The 18,896-nt window shown below is 38.4% G+C and carries 17 protein-coding genes and 1 riboswitch; of the genes, 1 reads left to right on the forward strand and 16 read right to left on the reverse strand.

Translation table 11 applies throughout. The annotated features are described in order from the left end of the window. Positions 1–43 precede the first annotated feature (43 nt). The 4 genes from G504_RS0115315 to G504_RS0115330 are packed head-to-tail and all read right to left on the reverse strand — an operon-like array spanning position 44 to position 3,986. Positions 44–1,141, reverse strand: a complete 1,098-nt coding sequence (locus G504_RS0115315; RefSeq protein ID WP_019671076.1) for a bifunctional 3-deoxy-7-phosphoheptulonate synthase/chorismate mutase type II — start codon at positions 1,139–1,141, stop codon at positions 44–46. Positions 1,142–1,143: 2 nt separating this feature from the next. Further along, a complete protein-coding gene (locus G504_RS0115320; protein ID WP_019671077.1) occupies positions 1,144–2,007 on the reverse strand; it encodes a prephenate dehydrogenase in 864 nt (287 codons plus the stop codon). 9 nt (positions 2,008–2,016) lie between these two features. Beyond that, positions 2,017–3,162 carry a pyridoxal phosphate-dependent aminotransferase gene (locus G504_RS0115325; protein ID WP_019671078.1) on the reverse strand — a complete coding sequence of 382 codons (1,146 nt, stop codon included), beginning with the start codon at positions 3,160–3,162 and terminating at the stop codon, positions 2,017–2,019. Then, a complete protein-coding gene (locus G504_RS0115330; RefSeq protein WP_019671079.1) occupies positions 3,159–3,986 on the reverse strand; it encodes a prephenate dehydratase in 828 nt (275 codons plus the stop codon). The genes G504_RS0115325 and G504_RS0115330 overlap by 4 nt, the downstream gene beginning before the upstream one ends. A 400-nt stretch (positions 3,987–4,386) precedes the next feature. On the opposite strand from G504_RS0115330, the gene gldA reads away from it, so the two are divergent. After that, entirely contained in the window at positions 4,387–5,292 is a 906-nt protein-coding gene (gldA, locus tag G504_RS0115335; RefSeq protein WP_019671080.1) for a gliding motility-associated ABC transporter ATP-binding subunit GldA, read from the forward strand. Here the strand turns inward: gldA and G504_RS0115340 are convergent. The 12 genes from G504_RS0115340 to G504_RS0115395 all read right to left on the reverse strand — a co-directional run bounded on the left by G504_RS0115340 (position 5,289) and on the right by G504_RS0115395 (position 18,885). Continuing rightward, entirely contained in the window at positions 5,289–6,062 is a 774-nt protein-coding gene (locus tag G504_RS0115340) for a head GIN domain-containing protein (protein ID WP_019671081.1), read from the reverse strand. The genes gldA and G504_RS0115340 overlap by 4 nt on opposite strands. Before the next feature lie 29 nt (positions 6,063–6,091). Continuing rightward, positions 6,092–7,192, reverse strand: a complete 1,101-nt coding sequence (locus G504_RS0115345; RefSeq protein WP_019671082.1) for an acyloxyacyl hydrolase — start codon at positions 7,190–7,192, stop codon at positions 6,092–6,094. Positions 7,193–7,360: 168 nt separating this feature from the next. After that, positions 7,361–8,314 (reverse strand): methylenetetrahydrofolate reductase [NAD(P)H], encoded by a 954-nt coding sequence (gene metF / locus G504_RS0115350; protein WP_019671083.1) that lies wholly within the window; start codon positions 8,312–8,314, stop codon positions 7,361–7,363. A 91-nt stretch (positions 8,315–8,405) separates the two neighbouring features. Then, a complete protein-coding gene (metH, locus tag G504_RS0115355; protein WP_157473448.1) occupies positions 8,406–11,150 on the reverse strand; it encodes a methionine synthase in 2,745 nt (914 codons plus the stop codon). A 27-nt stretch (positions 11,151–11,177) separates the two neighbouring features. Next, positions 11,178–12,197, reverse strand: coding sequence for a homocysteine S-methyltransferase family protein (locus G504_RS0115360; protein WP_019671085.1), 1,020 nt, complete (start codon positions 12,195–12,197; stop codon positions 11,178–11,180). 165 nt (positions 12,198–12,362) lie between these two features. Continuing rightward, positions 12,363–12,484: riboswitch (SAM riboswitch) on the reverse strand. Positions 12,485–12,635: 151 nt separating this feature from the next. Continuing rightward, positions 12,636–13,220: a precorrin-2 dehydrogenase/sirohydrochlorin ferrochelatase family protein gene (locus G504_RS0115365; RefSeq protein WP_019671086.1), complete on the reverse strand. Its 585-nt coding sequence runs from the start codon at positions 13,218–13,220 to the stop codon at positions 12,636–12,638. After that, entirely contained in the window at positions 13,220–13,984 is a 765-nt protein-coding gene (cobA, locus tag G504_RS0115370) for a uroporphyrinogen-III C-methyltransferase (protein ID WP_019671087.1), read from the reverse strand. Before cobA ends, G504_RS0115365 begins: the two co-directional genes overlap by 1 nt. After that, positions 13,977–16,067 carry a nitrite/sulfite reductase gene (locus G504_RS0115375; RefSeq protein WP_019671088.1) on the reverse strand — a complete coding sequence of 697 codons (2,091 nt, stop codon included), beginning with the start codon at positions 16,065–16,067 and terminating at the stop codon, positions 13,977–13,979. The genes cobA and G504_RS0115375 overlap by 8 nt, the downstream gene beginning before the upstream one ends. Before the next feature lie 106 nt (positions 16,068–16,173). After that, positions 16,174–16,797 (reverse strand): phosphoadenosine phosphosulfate reductase domain-containing protein, encoded by a 624-nt coding sequence (locus tag G504_RS0115380; RefSeq protein WP_019671089.1) that lies wholly within the window; start codon positions 16,795–16,797, stop codon positions 16,174–16,176. 23 nt (positions 16,798–16,820) lie between these two features. Beyond that, positions 16,821–17,084: a DUF2061 domain-containing protein gene (locus G504_RS0115385; protein ID WP_019671090.1), complete on the reverse strand. Its 264-nt coding sequence runs from the start codon at positions 17,082–17,084 to the stop codon at positions 16,821–16,823. Positions 17,085–17,261: 177 nt separating this feature from the next. Beyond that, entirely contained in the window at positions 17,262–17,675 is a 414-nt protein-coding gene (locus G504_RS0115390; RefSeq protein ID WP_019671091.1) for an RrF2 family transcriptional regulator, read from the reverse strand. A 37-nt stretch (positions 17,676–17,712) separates the two neighbouring features. Then, positions 17,713–18,885, reverse strand: a complete 1,173-nt coding sequence (locus tag G504_RS0115395; RefSeq protein ID WP_019671092.1) for a trans-sulfuration enzyme family protein — start codon at positions 18,883–18,885, stop codon at positions 17,713–17,715. Between the last annotated feature and the right edge of the window lie 11 nt (positions 18,886–18,896).

Consider the following 18,896-nt stretch of genomic DNA (forward strand, 5'->3'; position numbering starts at 1 on the left):
CTTTCAGGCAGTTATATTTTAAGATTTCCCCTAGAAAAAACATTTATTTCTTTAAGGCTTCTGCATTAATAATTTTCTCCTGATGATTTATTGACTCCTGGTGAATAGCTTTAAACATTCGCAACACAAATTCTTCACTCAATCCTTTAGATTCGCCTTCCAGGATCATTTTACCCAATATTTCGTTCCAACGGTTGGTCTGAAGGACGGCTACATTGCGCTGTCTTTTTAATTCACCAATCCCATCAGAAACTTTCATTCTTTTACCAAGGGTGTCTATAAGCTGATTGTCAATAATATCAATTTGGGTACGGAGATTGCTAATTTTTTGGCTGTATTCAGCCTCCTCATCCGTTTCCTTTCTAATCTTTAAGTCTTCCATAATTTGCACTAATCTTTTCGGAGTTACCTGTTGCGCGGCATCGCTCCAGGCGTTATCCGGATCATGATGTGTTTCAATCATTAATCCATCAAAATTCAGATCCAGGGCAGTTTGTGATATATCGAAGATCATTTCCCTGTTCCCACTAATATGTGAGGGATCATTAATCAAAGGCAGGTCTGGAAATTTAGTTTGCAATTCAATTGCCATTTGCCATTCCGGTATATTCCGATATTTGGTTTTCTCATAGGTCGAAAACCCACGATGTATAACACCCAGCTTTGTAATATTAGCCTTTGACAATCGTTCAACTGCCCCCAGCCATAAAGAAAGATCAGGGTTTACGGGGTTTTTAATAAGGATAATTTTGTCCGTTCCTTCCAAAGCATCGGCAATTTCCTGAACGATAAAAGGGCTTACGGTAGATCGGGCACCTATCCAAAGCAAATCCACGTCGTGTTCCAATGCCAGATCTACATGATTTTTGTTTGCGACTTCGGTGGCCGTCTTAAGGCCAGTTTCTTCTTTTACCTTTTTTAACCAATTAAGGCCTATTGCTCCGACTCCTTCGAAGTTACCCGGTCTGGTCCTCGGTTTCCAAATGCCGGCCCGATAGTAGTTTACATCTGTATCTTTAAGCTCATGAGCTATACCTAACACCTGACCTTCAGTTTCTGCGCTGCATGGCCCTGCAATTACCAAAGGATGTGATAATTTCATATCATCTAGCCATGATCTTAACTTTTTTGAATTCTCCATTATTATCTGTCTTTATTTTGTGGTATTCCTTTTAATATTAATTTTATCTTGTTGGTATTGTCCATTTCATTATATATGCCTTCAAAATTATTGGCGATTAGCTTTTGTTTAAAAGCTTCCAGATTTTGAATATATTCATCCAAAGTTTCCACCACATTTTCTTTATTTTGCTGGAAAATAGGGGTCCACATAGCCGGTGAGCTTTTTGCTAATCTCACTGTACTTTCAAAACCACTTCCTGCCATATCAAAAATGTCGCGCTCATTTTTTTCTTTTTCAATTACCGTTTTACCTAGCATAAAAGAACTTATATGTGACAGGTGGGAAACGTAGGCAATATGCCGGTCATGCGCTTCGGGATTCATATATCTTATTCTCATGCCCAGTCTACTAAAAATACTCAATGCCCTTTCCTGGAGCTTAAATGCTGTTTTCTCTACTTCACAGATTATATTTGTTTTACCTGCAAACAATTCCGTGACAGCAGCAGAAGGACCGGAAAATTCGGTTCCGGCAATAGGATGACAAGCCAGAAAATTTCTTCTTTTGGGATGATCTGCAATTATACTGCAAATTTCTGACTTTGTTGACCCGGCATCTATCACCAATGAATCATCACCAATGCGGTCTAACAATTTTGGAAGTTCCTTTACAATGGCATCGACCGGGATACTAACTATAACAATATCAGCTTCTGAAAATTCCTTGGAGCCGGCAATACCGTCAATAATACCAAGGCTAATAGCCTCTTCAAGATGAGCTTCACTTGCATCCATCCCAAAGATCGATGCTTCCGGATACTTGCATCTCAGGTCCTTTGCCATTGAGCCCCCGATTAATCCTGTACCTACTATTATTGCGTTCATCTTTCCAACTTAAAATCTGTCTATCGCTTCCTTTATCTTTGCTTCTGTTACGCAAAGTGAAAATCTGATGTATCCCTCCCCATTGCTCCCAAAAATAGTCCCTGGTGCAACGAAAATATTTTTATCCTGTAATATTCTATCAATAAAATCTTCTGAGTGCAGTGATCCTTTTGGCAATTTAGCCCAAACGAACATACCAACGGTATTAGAATCATAGGTACATTGCAATTTATCTGCCAACTGAAACATTAACTTTCTCCTGGCTTTATATGTACTATCTAATTGATCAAACCAGTCCTTCCCACTTTTTAGTGCTTCGATTGCCCCTTTCTGAATTCCATAGAACATTCCGGAATCCATATTGCTTTTTACTTTTAAAATTGCAGTTAAATTCTCCTCACTTCCCAAAACCATTCCAACTCTCCACCCTGCCATATTGAAGGTTTTACTGAGAGAATTAAGTTCTATAGCTATATCCTTGGCTCCTTTTACGCTTAAAATACTTAACGGATTATTACTTAAAACAAAGCTGTAAGGGTTGTCATTTATTAATAAGATATTTTGCTCTTTTGCAAAAGCCACCAATGCCTGAAATTGAGAAGAACTGGCCTTAGCCCCTGTGGGCATATGCGGGTAACTAACCCACATTAGTTTTACACCGGACAAATCTTGCTGCCTCAGGCTTTCTAAATCTGGAAACCAACCATTATCAGCTGCCAAATCATATTGCTTTGGCACAGCTCCTACCAGTTTTGTGACTGATGTATAGGTGGGATAGCCGGGATTTGGAATTAATACCTCATCTCCTTCGTTCAAAAAAGCCATACTAATATGCATAATACCTTCTTTGGAACCCATAAGTGGTAATACCTCATTCGAGGGATCTACATCCACATCAAATTTTTCTTTATAAAACTTAGCTATTGTTTCCCTTAGCTCAGGGAGTCCCTGATAACTTTGGTATTGATGCGCTCCGGCATGTCCTACCGATTCCCGGAAGGAATTAATTACGGCTTCAGATGGCGGGAGATCGGGGCTGCCTATGCCAATATTAATTATTGGTTTTCCGGCAGCAGCCATGGCTCTGACTTCCCGCAATTTTTTCGAGAAATAATACTCCTCTATAGATCTTAAGCGATCAGCAGTTTGTATCATATTCGGCCATTTTTATATTCCCCCAAAACCTTAAAATCTTCGGACATTATATTCAATAATGATTTCGCTTTGGCAAAATGATTATACTCCTCAAAAGTTATGTCCACAAAAAATGCATATTTCCAAGGTGTTTCAATAATTGGCAACGATTGAATTTTTGTCAAATTCAAGTTGCAATCACTCATAACATTTAATACAGTGGCAAGACTCCCTCTCTTATGATCTGTAATAAAGCGAATGGAAGCCTTGTTAATCTCTTCTTTTGAAATTTCTTTATTCTTTGTCTTTACGATTATAAATCTTGTTGAATTATTCTTTATAGTTTGAATTTCGGGCTCAATAATTTTTAAATCGTACAGATCTGCAGCTACAGCAGGAGCAATTGCGGCTATTCCTTTTAATTGGTTTTCCTGAATTTGTTTTGCTGTTTCTGCCGTATCAAAATCTTCAACCATTTTTATATGGGGCTGGGATTTCAAATACTCCCTGCATTGTAACAAAGCCATGGGATGCGAACGCACTTCCCTGATATCTGACAATTCCTGTCCATTCAGAACCATTAGATTGTGATGGATATTCAAATAATATTCACCTATAATGTGCAAATTATTCTGATATACCAGAGCGTAATTGGGAATTATAGATCCGGCTATTGAATTTTCAATGGCCATTACACCTTTATCCGCGGAATTATTAAGCAACTTGTCTACCAAAGCATGAAATGTCAGGCATTCCACTAAATCTATATCATCACCAAAGTAATCCAAAGCTACCTGATGGTGATTAGACCCTTTAATTCCTTGTATCGCTATTTTCAAACCCATATGGTTAAGTTACCCTCAAAAAAAAATCCCGTATTTCACGGGACCTTATTTGATATATTGTTCACAATATTCTAAAACAGTCCCGTACTTCTTTTAAAAAAGAAATAAAAATAGGTTCCGTTCCAAAAATAATTGCGAGTCATTTTTCTATAATTCTGTGGCTAAGGTAAATATTAAATTTAAATATCGATGTTTATAAATATATTTTTTTGAATATTTATAGTAAGCCCTATTTCTTTGCGGATATTTTTTGGAATGTAAATTTTTTTTGAGAATTTATCATTCCTTTAAATTGCATAGTACTGTGCATCGCTATATTTTTCGTTGTATCATTTAAAATTATGCGAGCGAAATTCCAGCTTAATCCTTCAATTGTTACTTTTGTTTAAATTTTTACCACATGTCTTTAAAGGTCATAAATATCTCTAAGAGTTTTGGGTCACAAAAAGCACTGAATAATGTGTCTTTTGAGATAAAGAAAGGGGAGATTGTGGGTTTCTTGGGGCCAAATGGTGCAGGGAAGTCCACTATGATGAAGATTCTTACTACCTACAGCAAAGCAGACACTGGCGAAGCTTTTGTTAATGGGTTTAACGTGCTCGCGAAGCCAAAAGAAGTACAAAAATGCATAGGATATCTACCGGAGCATAACCCGCTCTACAAAGACATGTATGTAAAGGAATATCTGGCTTTTAATGCCGAGGTTTACAAAATATCCAAAAATAGAATTGACCAGGTAATTGTACAAACCGGATTAAGCGCTGAAGCCCATAAAAAAATTGGCGCTTTATCGAAAGGATATCAGCAGCGCGTAGGTCTTGCTGCAGCTCTGTTGCATGACCCCGAAGTACTTATTTTAGACGAACCCACAACAGGCCTGGATCCTAATCAGCTTATTGAAATAAGAAAGCTTATAAAGCAAATTGGCAAAAAAAAGACTATCCTGCTATCAACTCATATAATGAAAGAAGTTGAAGCTGTTTGCGATAGGGTACTGATTATTAATAACGGAACTTTAGTGGCAGATAAAAAGCTTGCCGATCTAAGGGAGGAGAATGATCAGATAATAGAAGTTGAATTTGATTATCGTGTGGAAGAGGCATTCCTGGAAAGGCTACCCAATGTTACCAAGGTGGTCAACACCGGAGGATTCCTATATGAAATTACTTTTGGCACTACTAAAGATATGCGGCCGGTTGTTTTTGATTTTGCCCATGACAATAAACTCAAAACGCTGCAGCTCAGCAGAAAGAATAAAAATCTGGAAGTATTGTTCACAGAATTAACCGGCAACTCAACAAGCTAATCGTTAAAAATTAATTTTCCTTTATATAGTTCTTCAACTTCCACTATCTCCGGACGATTATAACTCTGCACATCGCCGGTTCCTCTTATAGTACCCGTCAATGACTCCCGGGGATTAATGAGTACATCATTGCTGCCTCTGTGATTAAGCGTTATATTTTGTACTATTAACGAAGCGGCCTCAACTCTGGAATCTCCCGCTGCAACTACCACGCTGAAATTTTCTGAACTACCGTTTAACTTAAAATAGGCAATTCCATTAACAACAATATTTACATCCTGCGATGCCAGCTGAAGGTCGAACTCACCATCTGTTGTAAGATTTTCGGGATCATTAAAACTCTCAGAAACAAGCGTAATCCGGGGGTAGGTTAAAACCCCGTCACTGACGGTCGAAAAGCCGGTATTACTTCTGATTTCTGTAATATTCGGTGCGGTAACATAAAATGTAGTAAGACCATAGGGTCTGAAAAAGTTACAATTATTGGTATCGGTCAGTAAAAGTCTTCCGTCCCTGACTTCCGCATTTACTTCGTTGCGCAAAAATTCCCCGGTTTCAACCTCCACCGATATTGTGCTCCCTTCTTTTAGGACCAATTTAGTATTTTCATTCACTGTTATTTTTGTAAAATTCTCTACCGGGATCACATCTCTAATAATAGTACCCGTATTTTGAAAACAGTCGGGTGCAGCATCGCCATTACAGCTAATCAAAAGAATGAGTCCGACAGAACTTAATACTAACCTAAAATTAATGATCAAATACTTCATGCCTTTAACTAATTTATTGTCCGGAACAATTATAAACGAATTCCAAGTCCAAACTCTACAGCCTCGGCGGCAGCCCCATGTGATTTTAAAGTAACTGCCCCAAATAACTTTTTACCAAAATAATATTTTAAGCCAATTCTATTATACAATCTTCCTTCAAAATCAAAAGGATAGTAAAGATAATAACCCAGTTGAGCGATAGCGCTTAATTTAGAAATATAGAGTTCATATCCCAGAAACATTCCTACACGTTTATAATCTGTATCCGGATCCACATTCAACTCCGGGAAAGAAATAGATTGAAAACGTATCAATTCTTTCAAAAAATTTGAAAAAAACACTTCTGCTCCGAGCTGTATTCCACTTTTCCTGGATAATCGCTTGTCTGCATAGGCAGAGAAAATATAAAACGGAAACTGGCCCGAGTTAATTACATCACTTTCATTTATTCCGGATCTGAAAACCAGATTAGCCTTTAGCGGTTGTGTAATCTTTTTCTTTTCAAACTTCTTCAAATAGACAACTTCTTCATTTCCGTTTAAATCGTAAACAAGTCCTGCATTAAAAGCAAATGTATTGGTAGAAGTATTCGGGGCTTTTACATTTGCATTGGAATAATGAATGATAGATATTCCAGCTTTAATGCCCAAACCCTTAAATAATTGTTCCTTATGATAATTGAGCATCATAAAAGTAGAACTCATAATATGCGATCCATAGGCATTACCTCTGAAATTTTCATTCTTATCATATGGGTTGGTGTTATAGGCTAAGCCCTGACCAATTCGGAACTGCATGTTTCGCTTAAAGAAATAAAAATTATAATGTGCGTATAAACTATAATTCTTCCCCAGGACAGCATCATTCATGTCCTGATAAACAAAGGAGATTCCGGTATCCGGATAGTTATATTCCTGATGCCATTCTTTGGATCCAAAATTCTTTTTATTAAACCCCAGAATAACTCCGGCAGGATGCGCATTGATTAAATGCGAAATATCGGTATTATGAAGCATAATGGAACCATAAAAAGGATTGGCGTCTATGGTAAAACTTTTCGGTGTTTCCTCTTTTTGTGAAAAACACGATAGACAGCTAAGTAGGCATACATAAAAAAATCTGGTGTCCATTGGGTGTAAAAATAGGAAATATTACCAGTTAATAACTCTGAATTTTGAGGGTTGTATTCAGCTAAGCAGGGGAAAGCAATTTTTTGCAAATATTAAAATTCAATCTAATGATCTTTTAATGAAGTTATATCGAATCACAGATTTCACATTATAAAATTCAATGCTTAATTAAAATATTGCCTCTGCTATGGCCTTAATATTATCCGATTTGCCCATGGAATAGTAATGCAAGACCGGGACTCCGGCTGCTTTTAATTCTTTTGACTGCAGTATCGCCCATTCAATCCCGATTTGTCTTACTTCTTTATTGTTCTTGCAGGACTCTACAGCATCAATCAAATCCTGAGGGAGGTCGATTCTGAATACCTGAGGCAACAATTGCAAATGCCTTTTGACCGCAATGGGTTTTATTCCGGGAATTATGGGAACCGTAATACCCATATCCCTGGCCGCTTTTACAAAATCAAAATACTTTTTATTGTCAAAAAACATTTGGGTTACCACGTAATGAGCCCCAAGTTCAATTTTTTTCTTAAGCCATTTTAAGTCTGTTTGTAAAGAAGGTGCCTCCATGTGCTTTTCGGGATAACCGGCTATGCCAATACAAAAATCTGCACAATAGTCCGTTTCCACGACTTCATGTAAATACTGCCCGCAATTTAGGTTATGTATCTGCTCTACAAGTTCTGATGCGTATACGTGTCCCCCTTTGGAAGGTTCAAAATACTTTTCCTCTTTCATGGCATCTCCACGCAGGGCCATGATATTATCTATCCCCAGATAATGACAGTCAACCAGTAAATATTCTGTTTCTTCTTTGGTAAACCCTCCACAAAGCACATGTGGAATAGTGTCTACATTATACTTATGCTTTATTGAAGCACAAATCCCGACAGTACCTGGCCTCATGCGCGTAAGTTTTTTATCTAAAAGTCCGTTTTTATCTATATAAATATACTCCTCTCTGGAAGTAGTAACATCTATAAAGGGTGGTTTGAATTCCATTAAAGGATCTATATTATCATATAATTCCTTTATGTGTCTGCCTTTAACAGGTGGAATGATTTCAAAAGAGAAAAGTGTATTCCCCATAGCCTTTTCTATATGTTCGGTAACTTTCATTTATACTTACTACTTGTCAATATTTTTATTCTTCGAATTTTTTGAGACTGCCAGACAATTATGCCAATTCAAATCCATCAGGGTTTTTCATTTATTCCTCAGCCATATTTGGGGCAAGCCATTTCCTGGCGCTAATCAATTCGGTATCTTTCCTTCGGGCATAATCAATAATCTGGTCCTCTGTTATCTTTCCCAATCCAAAATACCTTGCTTGTGGATGTGCAAAATAATAACCACTCACACTGGCCGCAGGAAACATGGCCAGGCTTTCCGTCAATTTAACTCCTATCCTCTTTTGTACGTCTAGTAATTCCCAGATGGTCAATTTTTCGGTATGATCCGGACAAGCCGGGTAGCCCGGTGCCGGTCTAATTCCTCTGTACTTTTCTTCTATCAAATTCTCATTGGTGAGTTGTTCCTTATTTGCATATCCCCAATATGTAGTTCGCACCTCTTTATGTAAATACTCCGCAAAAGCTTCCGCGAGTCTGTCGGATAACGCCTTGATCATTATGGCATTGTAATCATCAAGGTTTTTTTCATAAGCTGCTGCCAATTCACTGGTACCAAAACCAGCTGTTACGCAAAAACAGCCAATATAATCCTGAATTCCCGTTCCCTTTGGAGCAATGAAATCTGCAAGGGCAATATTTGGAACACCTTGTCTTTTTTTGGATTGCTGACGCAGGGTCCTAAAAATATATTTTTCATTATCCTGTTTCTCAACAAGGGTATCTGTATTCTCAAGATGTGTTACCACCTCTATATCGTCATCATTGATAGTATTGGCCTGAAAGAGTCCGAAAACCGCTTTTGCCGTCAATAATTTCTGCTCGAATATCTTTTTCAGCATTGCCTGTGCATCCTTATATAACTCGGAAGCCTGCTCCCCCACGATTTCATCCTTTAAAATATTCGGGTATTTTCCATGCAAGTCCCAACTTCGGAAAAAAGGTGTCCAATCTATAAATTCCTCTAAAAGCTGAAGATCCATATCATCAATTACCTCTATCCCCAATCTTTCAGGCTTCTTAATATCAGAAACACTCCAGTCTATAGGAAACTTATTCTTTCTTGCATCTTTAAGGCTTAGGTATTCTTTCTGTTTCCCTCGATTTATGAATTTCTCCCTGAAAGAAGAATAGTCGGTTTTGACCAAAGCCTTATAATCATCCGAAGTATCTTTCTGCAATAGATCACCCAGGACTGTAACAGCCCTGGAGGCATCATTTACATGAACAACAGAGGCACTATACTGAGGATCGATCTTTACCGCAGTATGCGCTTTACTGGTCGTTGCCCCGCCTATTAACAAAGGTATTTTAAACCCCAGACGTTCCATTTCTTTGGCCAGATGAACCATTTCATCCAAAGACGGGGTGATTAGTCCGCTCAACCCTATTATATCTACCTGTTCTTCTGTGGCTTTTTGAATTATTTTTTCAGGGGGTACCATTACTCCCAAATCTATGATTTCATAATTATTACAAGCCAGTACCACACTTACAATATTCTTACCTATATCATGCACATCCCCTTTAACTGTAGCCATTAAGACTTTTCCTGCAGACTGCGGCACATTGTCTTTATCTTCCTCAATAAATGGCAATAAATGGGCAACCGCTTTTTTCATAACCCTTGCAGACTTAACTACCTGCGGAAGAAACATTTTTCCACTACCGAAAAGATCCCCTACTACATTCATGCCTTTCATTAAATGACCTTCAATGACCTCAATTGGCTTAGTAACTGCCAATCTTGCTTCTTCCACATCGGATACAATATATTGATCTATTCCTTTTACCAAAGCCCGCGTAATTCTTTCCTGTAGTGGTTCTTTACGCCAGGAATCATCTGCTTTCTTATCCTTGGTCTTACCGACAACTGTTTCAGCAAACTCAAGAAGCCTTTCCGTAGCATCATCCCTTCTGTTTAAAATGACATCTTCCACCCTTTCCAGCAAATCTTTTGGAATATCATCATAGACTTCAAGGATAGCGGGATTTACGATTCCCATATTCATCCCGGCCTGTATGGCATGATACAAGAAAACCGAATGCATGGCCTCACGAACCGGTGTATTCCCCCTAAACGAAAAAGAAACATTGCTCACTCCCCCACTCACACTGCTATGTGGAAGGTTTTTACGAACCCAGGCGGTAGCTTCAATAAAATCTACAGAATTCCTTTCATGTTCCTCCATTCCCGTTGCAACAGGAAAAATATTAAGATCAAAAATGATATCCTCCGGAGGGAAATTTACACGATTTACCAATATATCATAGGACCGTTTGGCTATTTCAATGCGCCTCTCATAATTATCTGCCTGCCCTTTTTCGTCAAAAGCCATTATAATTACAGCTGCTCCATAAAGACGAATTAATTTGGCCTGACGGATAAATTCTTCTTCTCCTTCCTTTAAACTGATTGAATTAACTACGCACTTACCTTGAATTAGCTGTAATCCGGCCTCAATAATCTCCCATTTAGAGCTATCTATCATAATGGGAACACGGGCTATGTCTGGCTCTGCCATCACTAAATTCAAAAACCTGATCATGGCTTGTTTTCCATCAATCAGGCCATCGTCCATATTTATATCAATAATCTGGGCGCCACCTTCTACCTGATGCCTGGCTATTTCGAGGGCTTCCTCATATTGCTCTTCTTTAATTAGTCTTAGAAACCTTCTTGATCCGGCAACATTTGTTCTTTCCCCTACATTTATGAAATTACTTTCAGGAGTGATAACAAGTGGCTCAAGACCTGCGAGTTTGAGGAATCTTGGTTTTGCAATGGCATCAATATCATCCTCCTGCCCTTTTACAGAATTCATTTGTATGTTGGTTGCATTTTTCATTTATTAAAATTGAACCCCTTTTAATTCAGAAAATGTAAATTTTCTGGGTTTATATCCCTTTGTCAATTCAGCAATAGCTTTTATATGTTCAGGTGTTGATCCGCAGCATCCACCAATTATATTCACCAGACTTTTGTCAAGATATTCTTTTATCTGAATTGCCATCTGTTCCGGTGTCTGATCATAGTCCCCAAAAGCGTTAGGCAGGCCTGCATTGGGATGTGCCGAAATCGCAGCTTCTGTTCGATCTGAAATAGCGTCTAAATGAGGCACCAGTTGCTTTGCTCCCAGGGCACAATTAAAACCTACAGACAATAGAGGAATATGACCAATTGATATTAAAAAAGCTTCAGCGGTCTGTCCTGATAATGTGCGCCCCGAGGCATCAGTAATGGTTCCGCTGACCATAACCGGTGTTTGAATATTTCGTAACTGTTTTACCTCTTCAATTGCGAATAGTGCAGCTTTAGCATTAAGAGTGTCAAAAACAGTTTCTACCATGAGAATATCCACACCTCCATCTATAAGTGCCTCTACCTGCTGTTTGTAAGCTAATCGCAATGTCTCAAATGAAACCGCCCTGAAACCCGGATCATTTACATCGGGTGACATACTTGCCGTTTTATTTGTTGGCCCAATACTTCCCACCACAAACCTTGGTTTATTTGGTTCCTTTTCCGTAAATTCTCTGGCTACCCGCTTTGCTATTCTGGCAGACTCATAATTAAGTTCATATACCAAATCTTCCATATGATAATCCGCCATGGCAATAGAAGTGCTGGAAAATGTATTCGTCTCCACTATATCGGCTCCTGCCTCAAAATATTTGGCATGAACTTCGGCTATAGCTGCAGGCTGGGTTAGTGTCAGTAAGTCATTATTACCCTGCAATGGATAAGGCCAATCTTTAAAACGATTCCCCCTAAAGTCTGACTCAGTAAATTTATAGCGTTGAAGCATTGTACCCATTGCGCCATCCAGTATCATAATCCGTTCCTTCAGTATATTCTTTATCTTCTTCATATGTTTCCGTTCTATAAGAATTCCATTTTTAAACTTCAAGATATGAACTACCTAACCATTATAACCTAATAACAGTATGATCAATATCTGCTTGTTGGATATAGCTATCGGGCTATACTACAATATTATCAAGAAAAATATGTAAAGACAAATAACCTTTACTCTGTGTTATCTAGCCCTAGTTGCACTATAAAAGAAGCCTAGTGGTAGAATGTAGCACCTTCTTTAAAGTTAAAGGGTTGCTAAGGTTTCAACGGGTCTAGTCCCTCCTCCTTTCTTGATAACATTGTCAATGTTGTAATGAACAGATACAAAGAAACGCCACATGCCATTTAAAAACAAGTAAAATGTGCTTTTTTTGGCTTGCCTACAATTATAAGCAAGCTCATCTTTAGGAGTCAAGTCTTATTTGATAATTAGAATTTTACAGAAACAAAATTAATCTTCCGTATTGGTAATCAGTGTTTCTGTTACTTCGTTCATTGCACTAACCTTCTGTTCAAAATCTCCTTTTATTGTTTTTCGATATGCATTCAGATTCTGGACCATCCTGCTGATATCTTCGGGTATAACATCTTCAAAAAATTGCCTCAGTCTCTTGGCAGTTGTAGGGGACTTGCCATCGGTAGATATGGCTATTTTTACATTACCCTTGGTGACAATTCCTCCCATATAAAAATCACAGTAAGGAGGGTTATCTGCAACATTCACCAGTTTGTTTATACTTCTGCAGTCATAATATACCTTCATATTTACTTCGGGTTGGTCAGTTGTAGCAATAACCAGGTGTTTCCCCGACAGAAAATCGGCATTATAAACCGATTTAATAAGCGCAACATTAAAACTCCTGGCCAGATCAAGCGTATTTTTCCTAAACAAGGGGGATACCATGGTAATTTTGGCATCCGGACTGGATTTAGTTAAAAAGGACAATTTTTCTTCCGCTACATTGCCCCCTCCAACTATCAATATATGAAGTGAATTTGTCTTAAGAAAAACAGGATATAAATTATTCCTTTCCATTATTCTGTGATTTGTAATTCATACTGGCGGCCAATCTGAATAATCTGGTTTCGCTGTTTTACCACTTCTCCTATAATAATAATAGCCGGGTTAGCTAATTTTTGTTTATTAACTATGCTTTGGATCGTATTAATGGTTCCAACGCCAACCCGCTCGTCTTCTTTTGTGCCATTTTGAATAATTGCAACGGGAGTATTTGACTTGTTCTCCTTAATAAATAGTTCTACTATGGCTGAGAGTTTTGACATGCCCATTAAAATGACTACTGTGGCATTTGATTTAGCAGCGAGTTGAATATCTGAAGAGAGCTTATGTTCTTTAGTTGTTCCTGTAATTACCCAGAAACTTTCTGCGGCGCCTCGCTTGGTAACCGGGATATTCTGAGATGCCGGAACCGAAATGCATGATGATATACCAGGTACTATTGCTACTTCAAGCCCATATTCCGCTGCATAGGCCATTTCCTCTGCGCCACGGCCAAAAACGAAAGGGTCACCTCCCTTTAATCGTACCACATGACCTTTAAGTTGTGCTCTTTGCACAATTAATTCATTGATTTGATCCTGATGAAAGGCATAACAGCCTTTTCGTTTGCCAACAAAAATATGCTCTGCTTTATCAGCATAATCCAATAATGCTATATCTACAAGGGCATCATAAAGAACCACATCTGCCTCCTGCAAAGCTTTAATTGCTTTTAGTGTAATGAGTTCCAAATCTCCGGGACCTGCACCGACAACTGTTAACTTTGGGCTTCTAGGCATGTATCAGCTCATTTTTTCTATAGGCTTCCACCTTTTCTAAAAATTCCTCAGCCTTAGCAAGGTAGTTTTTAGCAAAGGTCCCATCAGGTTCATTCTTGTTCAATTGTAAAACCAAATCTTCGAAGGAACAGTTTAGTACTATTCTGCTGTTTGCAACAAAATAGGTGTCGAAGTCCTTTATTATGCTGTTATGCGTATTTGTCTTGGTTTTTTCGGAAGTTAAAAGTGCCTTGGCCGTATTTACCATAGAAGAATAAGAATAATAAATACTTGCAGCCCATTTTTGTTTCACAATAGCCTCTTTGGCGTTATGTATCTTTTCATCACTTTCATATAACAATGTAGCAACTAAATCTATTACCACGCCGGCGCACTCTCCTATTCCTATTGCCTTCTGATAGCGCTGATTACTTCCCCAATCCAAATAATCCTCAGGAGCTAAATTATCAATATCTGCAAGTGGCTTAAGAAGTTCGTAAAAATAATACTCCCCTTTCCCGGCATAATAAGATTCATAGGAGGCCCCTTTGCCATTGGCCTCAAAATCATCTAATATCTGTCTAAGGGCTTCTGGCCCTCTTTTACTCGGAATCTTAATTACCTTATCGGCAAATAAGCCCCGCCCATCTCCTAAATTACCACCTCCAAGCAACACCTGCAATGCAGGTGCAACCAACTTTTCCTTAGTTCTTACAGACATGCCCTGAAAACCAATATTGGCCATGGAATGCTGACCACAAGCATTCATACAACCACTAATTTTAATGACTACATCTGCATTATTTGCATATTGCGGATATTCTTCCTTTATAACACGCTCTAATTCTGAAGCTATTCCCGTACTGCTTGCAATTCCAAGGTTACAGGTATCCGTCCCCGGACATGCGGTAATGTCTATTGCCTTATTATATCCTGCATCTGCAAATCCAAGTTTTTTAAGTTCGGCGTAGAAATAAGGAATCAAGGATTCCTTTACATAGGGAACGAGTATATTCTGTCTCAATGTTAAACGAATTTCACCTGCAGCATACCTTTCCACCAAGTCTGCGAGCAATCGGGCCTTGTCTGTATAAAAATCTCCTAACATTACTTTTATTCCAATAGCTACATAACCGGATTGTTTTTGTGCAACCAGATTGGTGGTTTTCCACTGTTCAAAGGCTTCAGTATCTTCAATAGCAACCTGATGAACCTGCCCATCTGAAACAACAACTTTGGGATAAGAACTTACATCAATGGGGTACTGCTTAAAAGGAACCGCTTTCTTTTCTGCAATTAATAATTCTCTAAAGGCTTCCAGTCCTAAATCTTTTAATAAAAACTTCAGTCTGGCTTTGGCCCGGCTCTTTCTTTCACCATATCTGTCGAAAACACGAACAACAGTTTCCATCATAGGAATTATTTCATGGGTTGGAAGAAAAGAAAACAGTTCATCTGCATGACGAGGTTGCGATCCAAGACCTCCTCCCAGCATTACTTTAAAACCTTTAATCCCGTCTTGTATTTTAGCTATAAAACCAAGGTCGTGCATATAGGATAGTCCTGTATCTGCATCACTACAGGAAAAGGAAACCTTGAACTTACGGCCCATCTCCTGGCCTATGGGATTTCTTAAGAAATACTCGAAAACAGCCTGAGCATAAGGTGATACATCGAATGGTTCATCCTCATCTATTCCGGCGGTTTCGCTAGCCGTTACATTCCTTACGGTATTGCCACAAGCTTCTCTAAGTGTAACTTTATCTTTTTCGAGTTGTGCCCAAAGTTCAGGAGTGCGTTCAAGGTCTACATAATGAATCTGGATGTCCTGTCGTGTAGTAATATGCAATCTTCCTGTTGAATACTCATCGGCAACATCTGAAATCCTGCGAAGTTGCCCTGAGCTTACTTTTCCATACGGTAATTTTATGCGAATCATTTGAACGCCGGGCTGCCGTTGGCCATAAACACCTCGCGCCAGGCGAAGACTCCGGAATTTTTCTTCATTCATAGAACCACCTCTGAACTCCCTGATTTTTTTCTCCAGTTCAATGATGTCTTTTTCTACTATCGGGTTTTCTATTTCGGTCCTAAAACTTTGCATGATATTTAATATCCATCTTTCCTATATATTTAATAGATTTTATTTCAATAAATGACACTGAATTTAGTTTAAAATACTTCTTATACCGGTAAATTAATTTTTTACCCTAAGTGTGTAAACCGCACTCCCGGTTTTCCAAAACTTTAGTCGGGTCAAAATAATTGTGTTCATTAGGAAGTCCCCGCTCATTTAAATAGGCGTCCAGGCGTGTATCATTCCAATGATAAAAAGGACTTACTTTCAATACCCCTGCTTCACTTAAACTTAAGATGTTTAATGTATCTCTCAAAGCAGTCTGTCCTTTTCTTAGGTTTGTAAACCAGACATCGGGCTTGTATTCAGCCATTGCTCTTCTGAAAGGCTCCAATTTTACTTGTTCTGTAAATTCTTTGTGCCTGGGGTCATCAATATCCGGTATTCCCATTACAGCATCTCTATGGGCGGTGGTCTGCCTGGGAACGAACAGTTTTATATTTAACTTTAAGCCAGAAATTAATTCTTCTGCATGTTTATACGTATTGGGCGTATTGTATCCGGTATCACACCATATAACGGGAATATCCGATTTAACCTCTGTAACAGCATTTAATATGGCTACTTCATATGGTCTGAAATTCGTAGTAACTACAGATTTAGAACCATATAGAATAGCCCACGAAATTATCTCTTCGGGAGGTATCCCTCTAAAGTGATTATTCAGGTGTTCTATATCCTGCGCAGACAAACTCATATCTTATTTGTTTTAAGTTAAAATTATCTCCCACATTTAATACTGTTCCACATTCGCTCATGTAAAAAATACAATACCATCTTAGTTACAAGTTCTACCATTCCAATGGAAAAGGCCAGCGTAAGTGCTCCTGTAATAATCCATGATATTACTATTGTATCCAATGTTCCGATGACACGCCAGCTCAAGGACTTGACAACGCTCCTCTTAGGTTGTTCAGAAACTCTATCTGTCTTATAAGTGCTATTCGTTGTTGCCTTTTGTAGCAATAACTGATCTGCAATCATTGTGTTTATTTTTATCCTATCGGTTTTATAGAGTAATCAAAAATAAAATAATAATTCATAGTGAGACGTTAAAATTATATAAATATTATGTTTAGCCTATAGTTTTAGTAGATTAATTAAAAATCCACACAATCATTACGAATGATTCATTAGTATGAAGCGGATATTGAAGATATTTTATTCGGATATCAGATCGGCAAGTGTATTATTCCTGTAAACTTCCAGAACGCTGTCACGCACCTGAAGCATTAATTTGTGCACAGCGCATTTATTTTCATCCGGACAGTCATCGCACTTTTCATAAAAGTTAAGGCTTACACAGGGTACCATAGCAATTGGACCTTCCAGTACTCGAATAACGGTTGTCATGGGAATTTCACCAGGGTCTTTCAGCAAATAATAGCCTCCCCCTTTTCCTTTTTTGGATCCTAAAAATCCTGTATTGCGCAAAGTGAGTAAAATACTTTCCAAAAATTTTTGAGATATATTCTCGTGACTGGCAATTTCAGAAATCTGTACCGGCTCTCCTTTACTTTGAGATGCCAGATAAGTCAAGGCTTTTAATCCGTATTTCGTCTTTTTAGAAAGCATTATGCGAAGATAGTCAAAATAGGAATATTCCTATTTCTCATATCCTGTCCAGGGCCTGGCTAATGTCATTAATAATATCTTCTGCATGCTCCAAACCAACTGATATCCTAACCATTCCATCCGTAATACCACATTCCAATCTTTCTTCTTCTGACAACTTACTGTGTGTTGTGGATGCAGGATGGGTAACAATGCTTCGGGTATCTCCCAAATTAGCGGACAGGGATAACATACTAATAGAATCAAAAAATTTCTTCCCTGCTCTGCGTCCGCCTTTTACCTCGAATGCGACTACACAACCGCCGGCCTTCATTTGTTTCTTAGCAAGCTTGTATTGAGGGTGTGATCTAAGAAATGGATATTTTACCCAATTAACACTTTTATTGCCTTCCAAAAATCGGGCTACTTTAAGCGCATTTTCACAATGCCTGTCTACTCTTACACCCAGAGTTTCAAGACTTTTGGATAGAACCCACGCATTAAATGGAGAAAGCGCAGGGCCCGTAATTCTGGAATACCGATAAATCTGATCTATTAAAGCCGCTTTACCTACCGTAATGCCGGCCAACACCCTACCCTGCCCGTCCATGAGTTTTGTGCCTGAATGAATTACCAGGTCTGCACCAAATTTTATGGGTTGTTGAAGATAAGGAGACGCAAAACAATTATCTACGATCATTATAAGCTTATGCTTTTTTGAAAACCTCCCAAGTGCCCCGAGGTCCAGGATATCTACCCCCGGATTTGTAGGTGATTCAGCGAAGATTATTTTCGTTTTTGGTGTGATTAATTTTTCCAAATTATCTAAATCCCCAATCTTAAAATAGCTATGGCTAATATTCCATTTTGGAAAAACCTGAGTGAAAAGGCTATGGGTTGAACCAAAAATACTGCGTGCTGAAACAATATGATCGCCGCTATTCAACAAAGCGGCAAAAGTAGAAAAAACGGCCGACATTCCTGAGGAGAATGCAAACCCATCCTCTGCGCCTTCCATTTTACATACCTTTTCTATAAATTCTGATGAATTAGGATTGGAATATCTCGAATAAATATTTCGGTCCTTTTCTTCCGCAAAGGAAGCCCTCATATCTTCGCTATCTTCAAAAATAAAACTAGAAGTCAGGTATATAGGGCTGGAATGCTCCAAAAACTTTGATCGTTCTAATTGCGTGCGAATCGCCTCAGTTTCAAATTTTTTTTTCTTCATCTTTATATTTA

The sequence above is a fragment of the Eudoraea adriatica DSM 19308 genome, from assembly GCF_000382125.1.
GTDB classification, from domain to species: Bacteria; Bacteroidota; Bacteroidia; order Flavobacteriales; family Flavobacteriaceae; genus Eudoraea; species Eudoraea adriatica.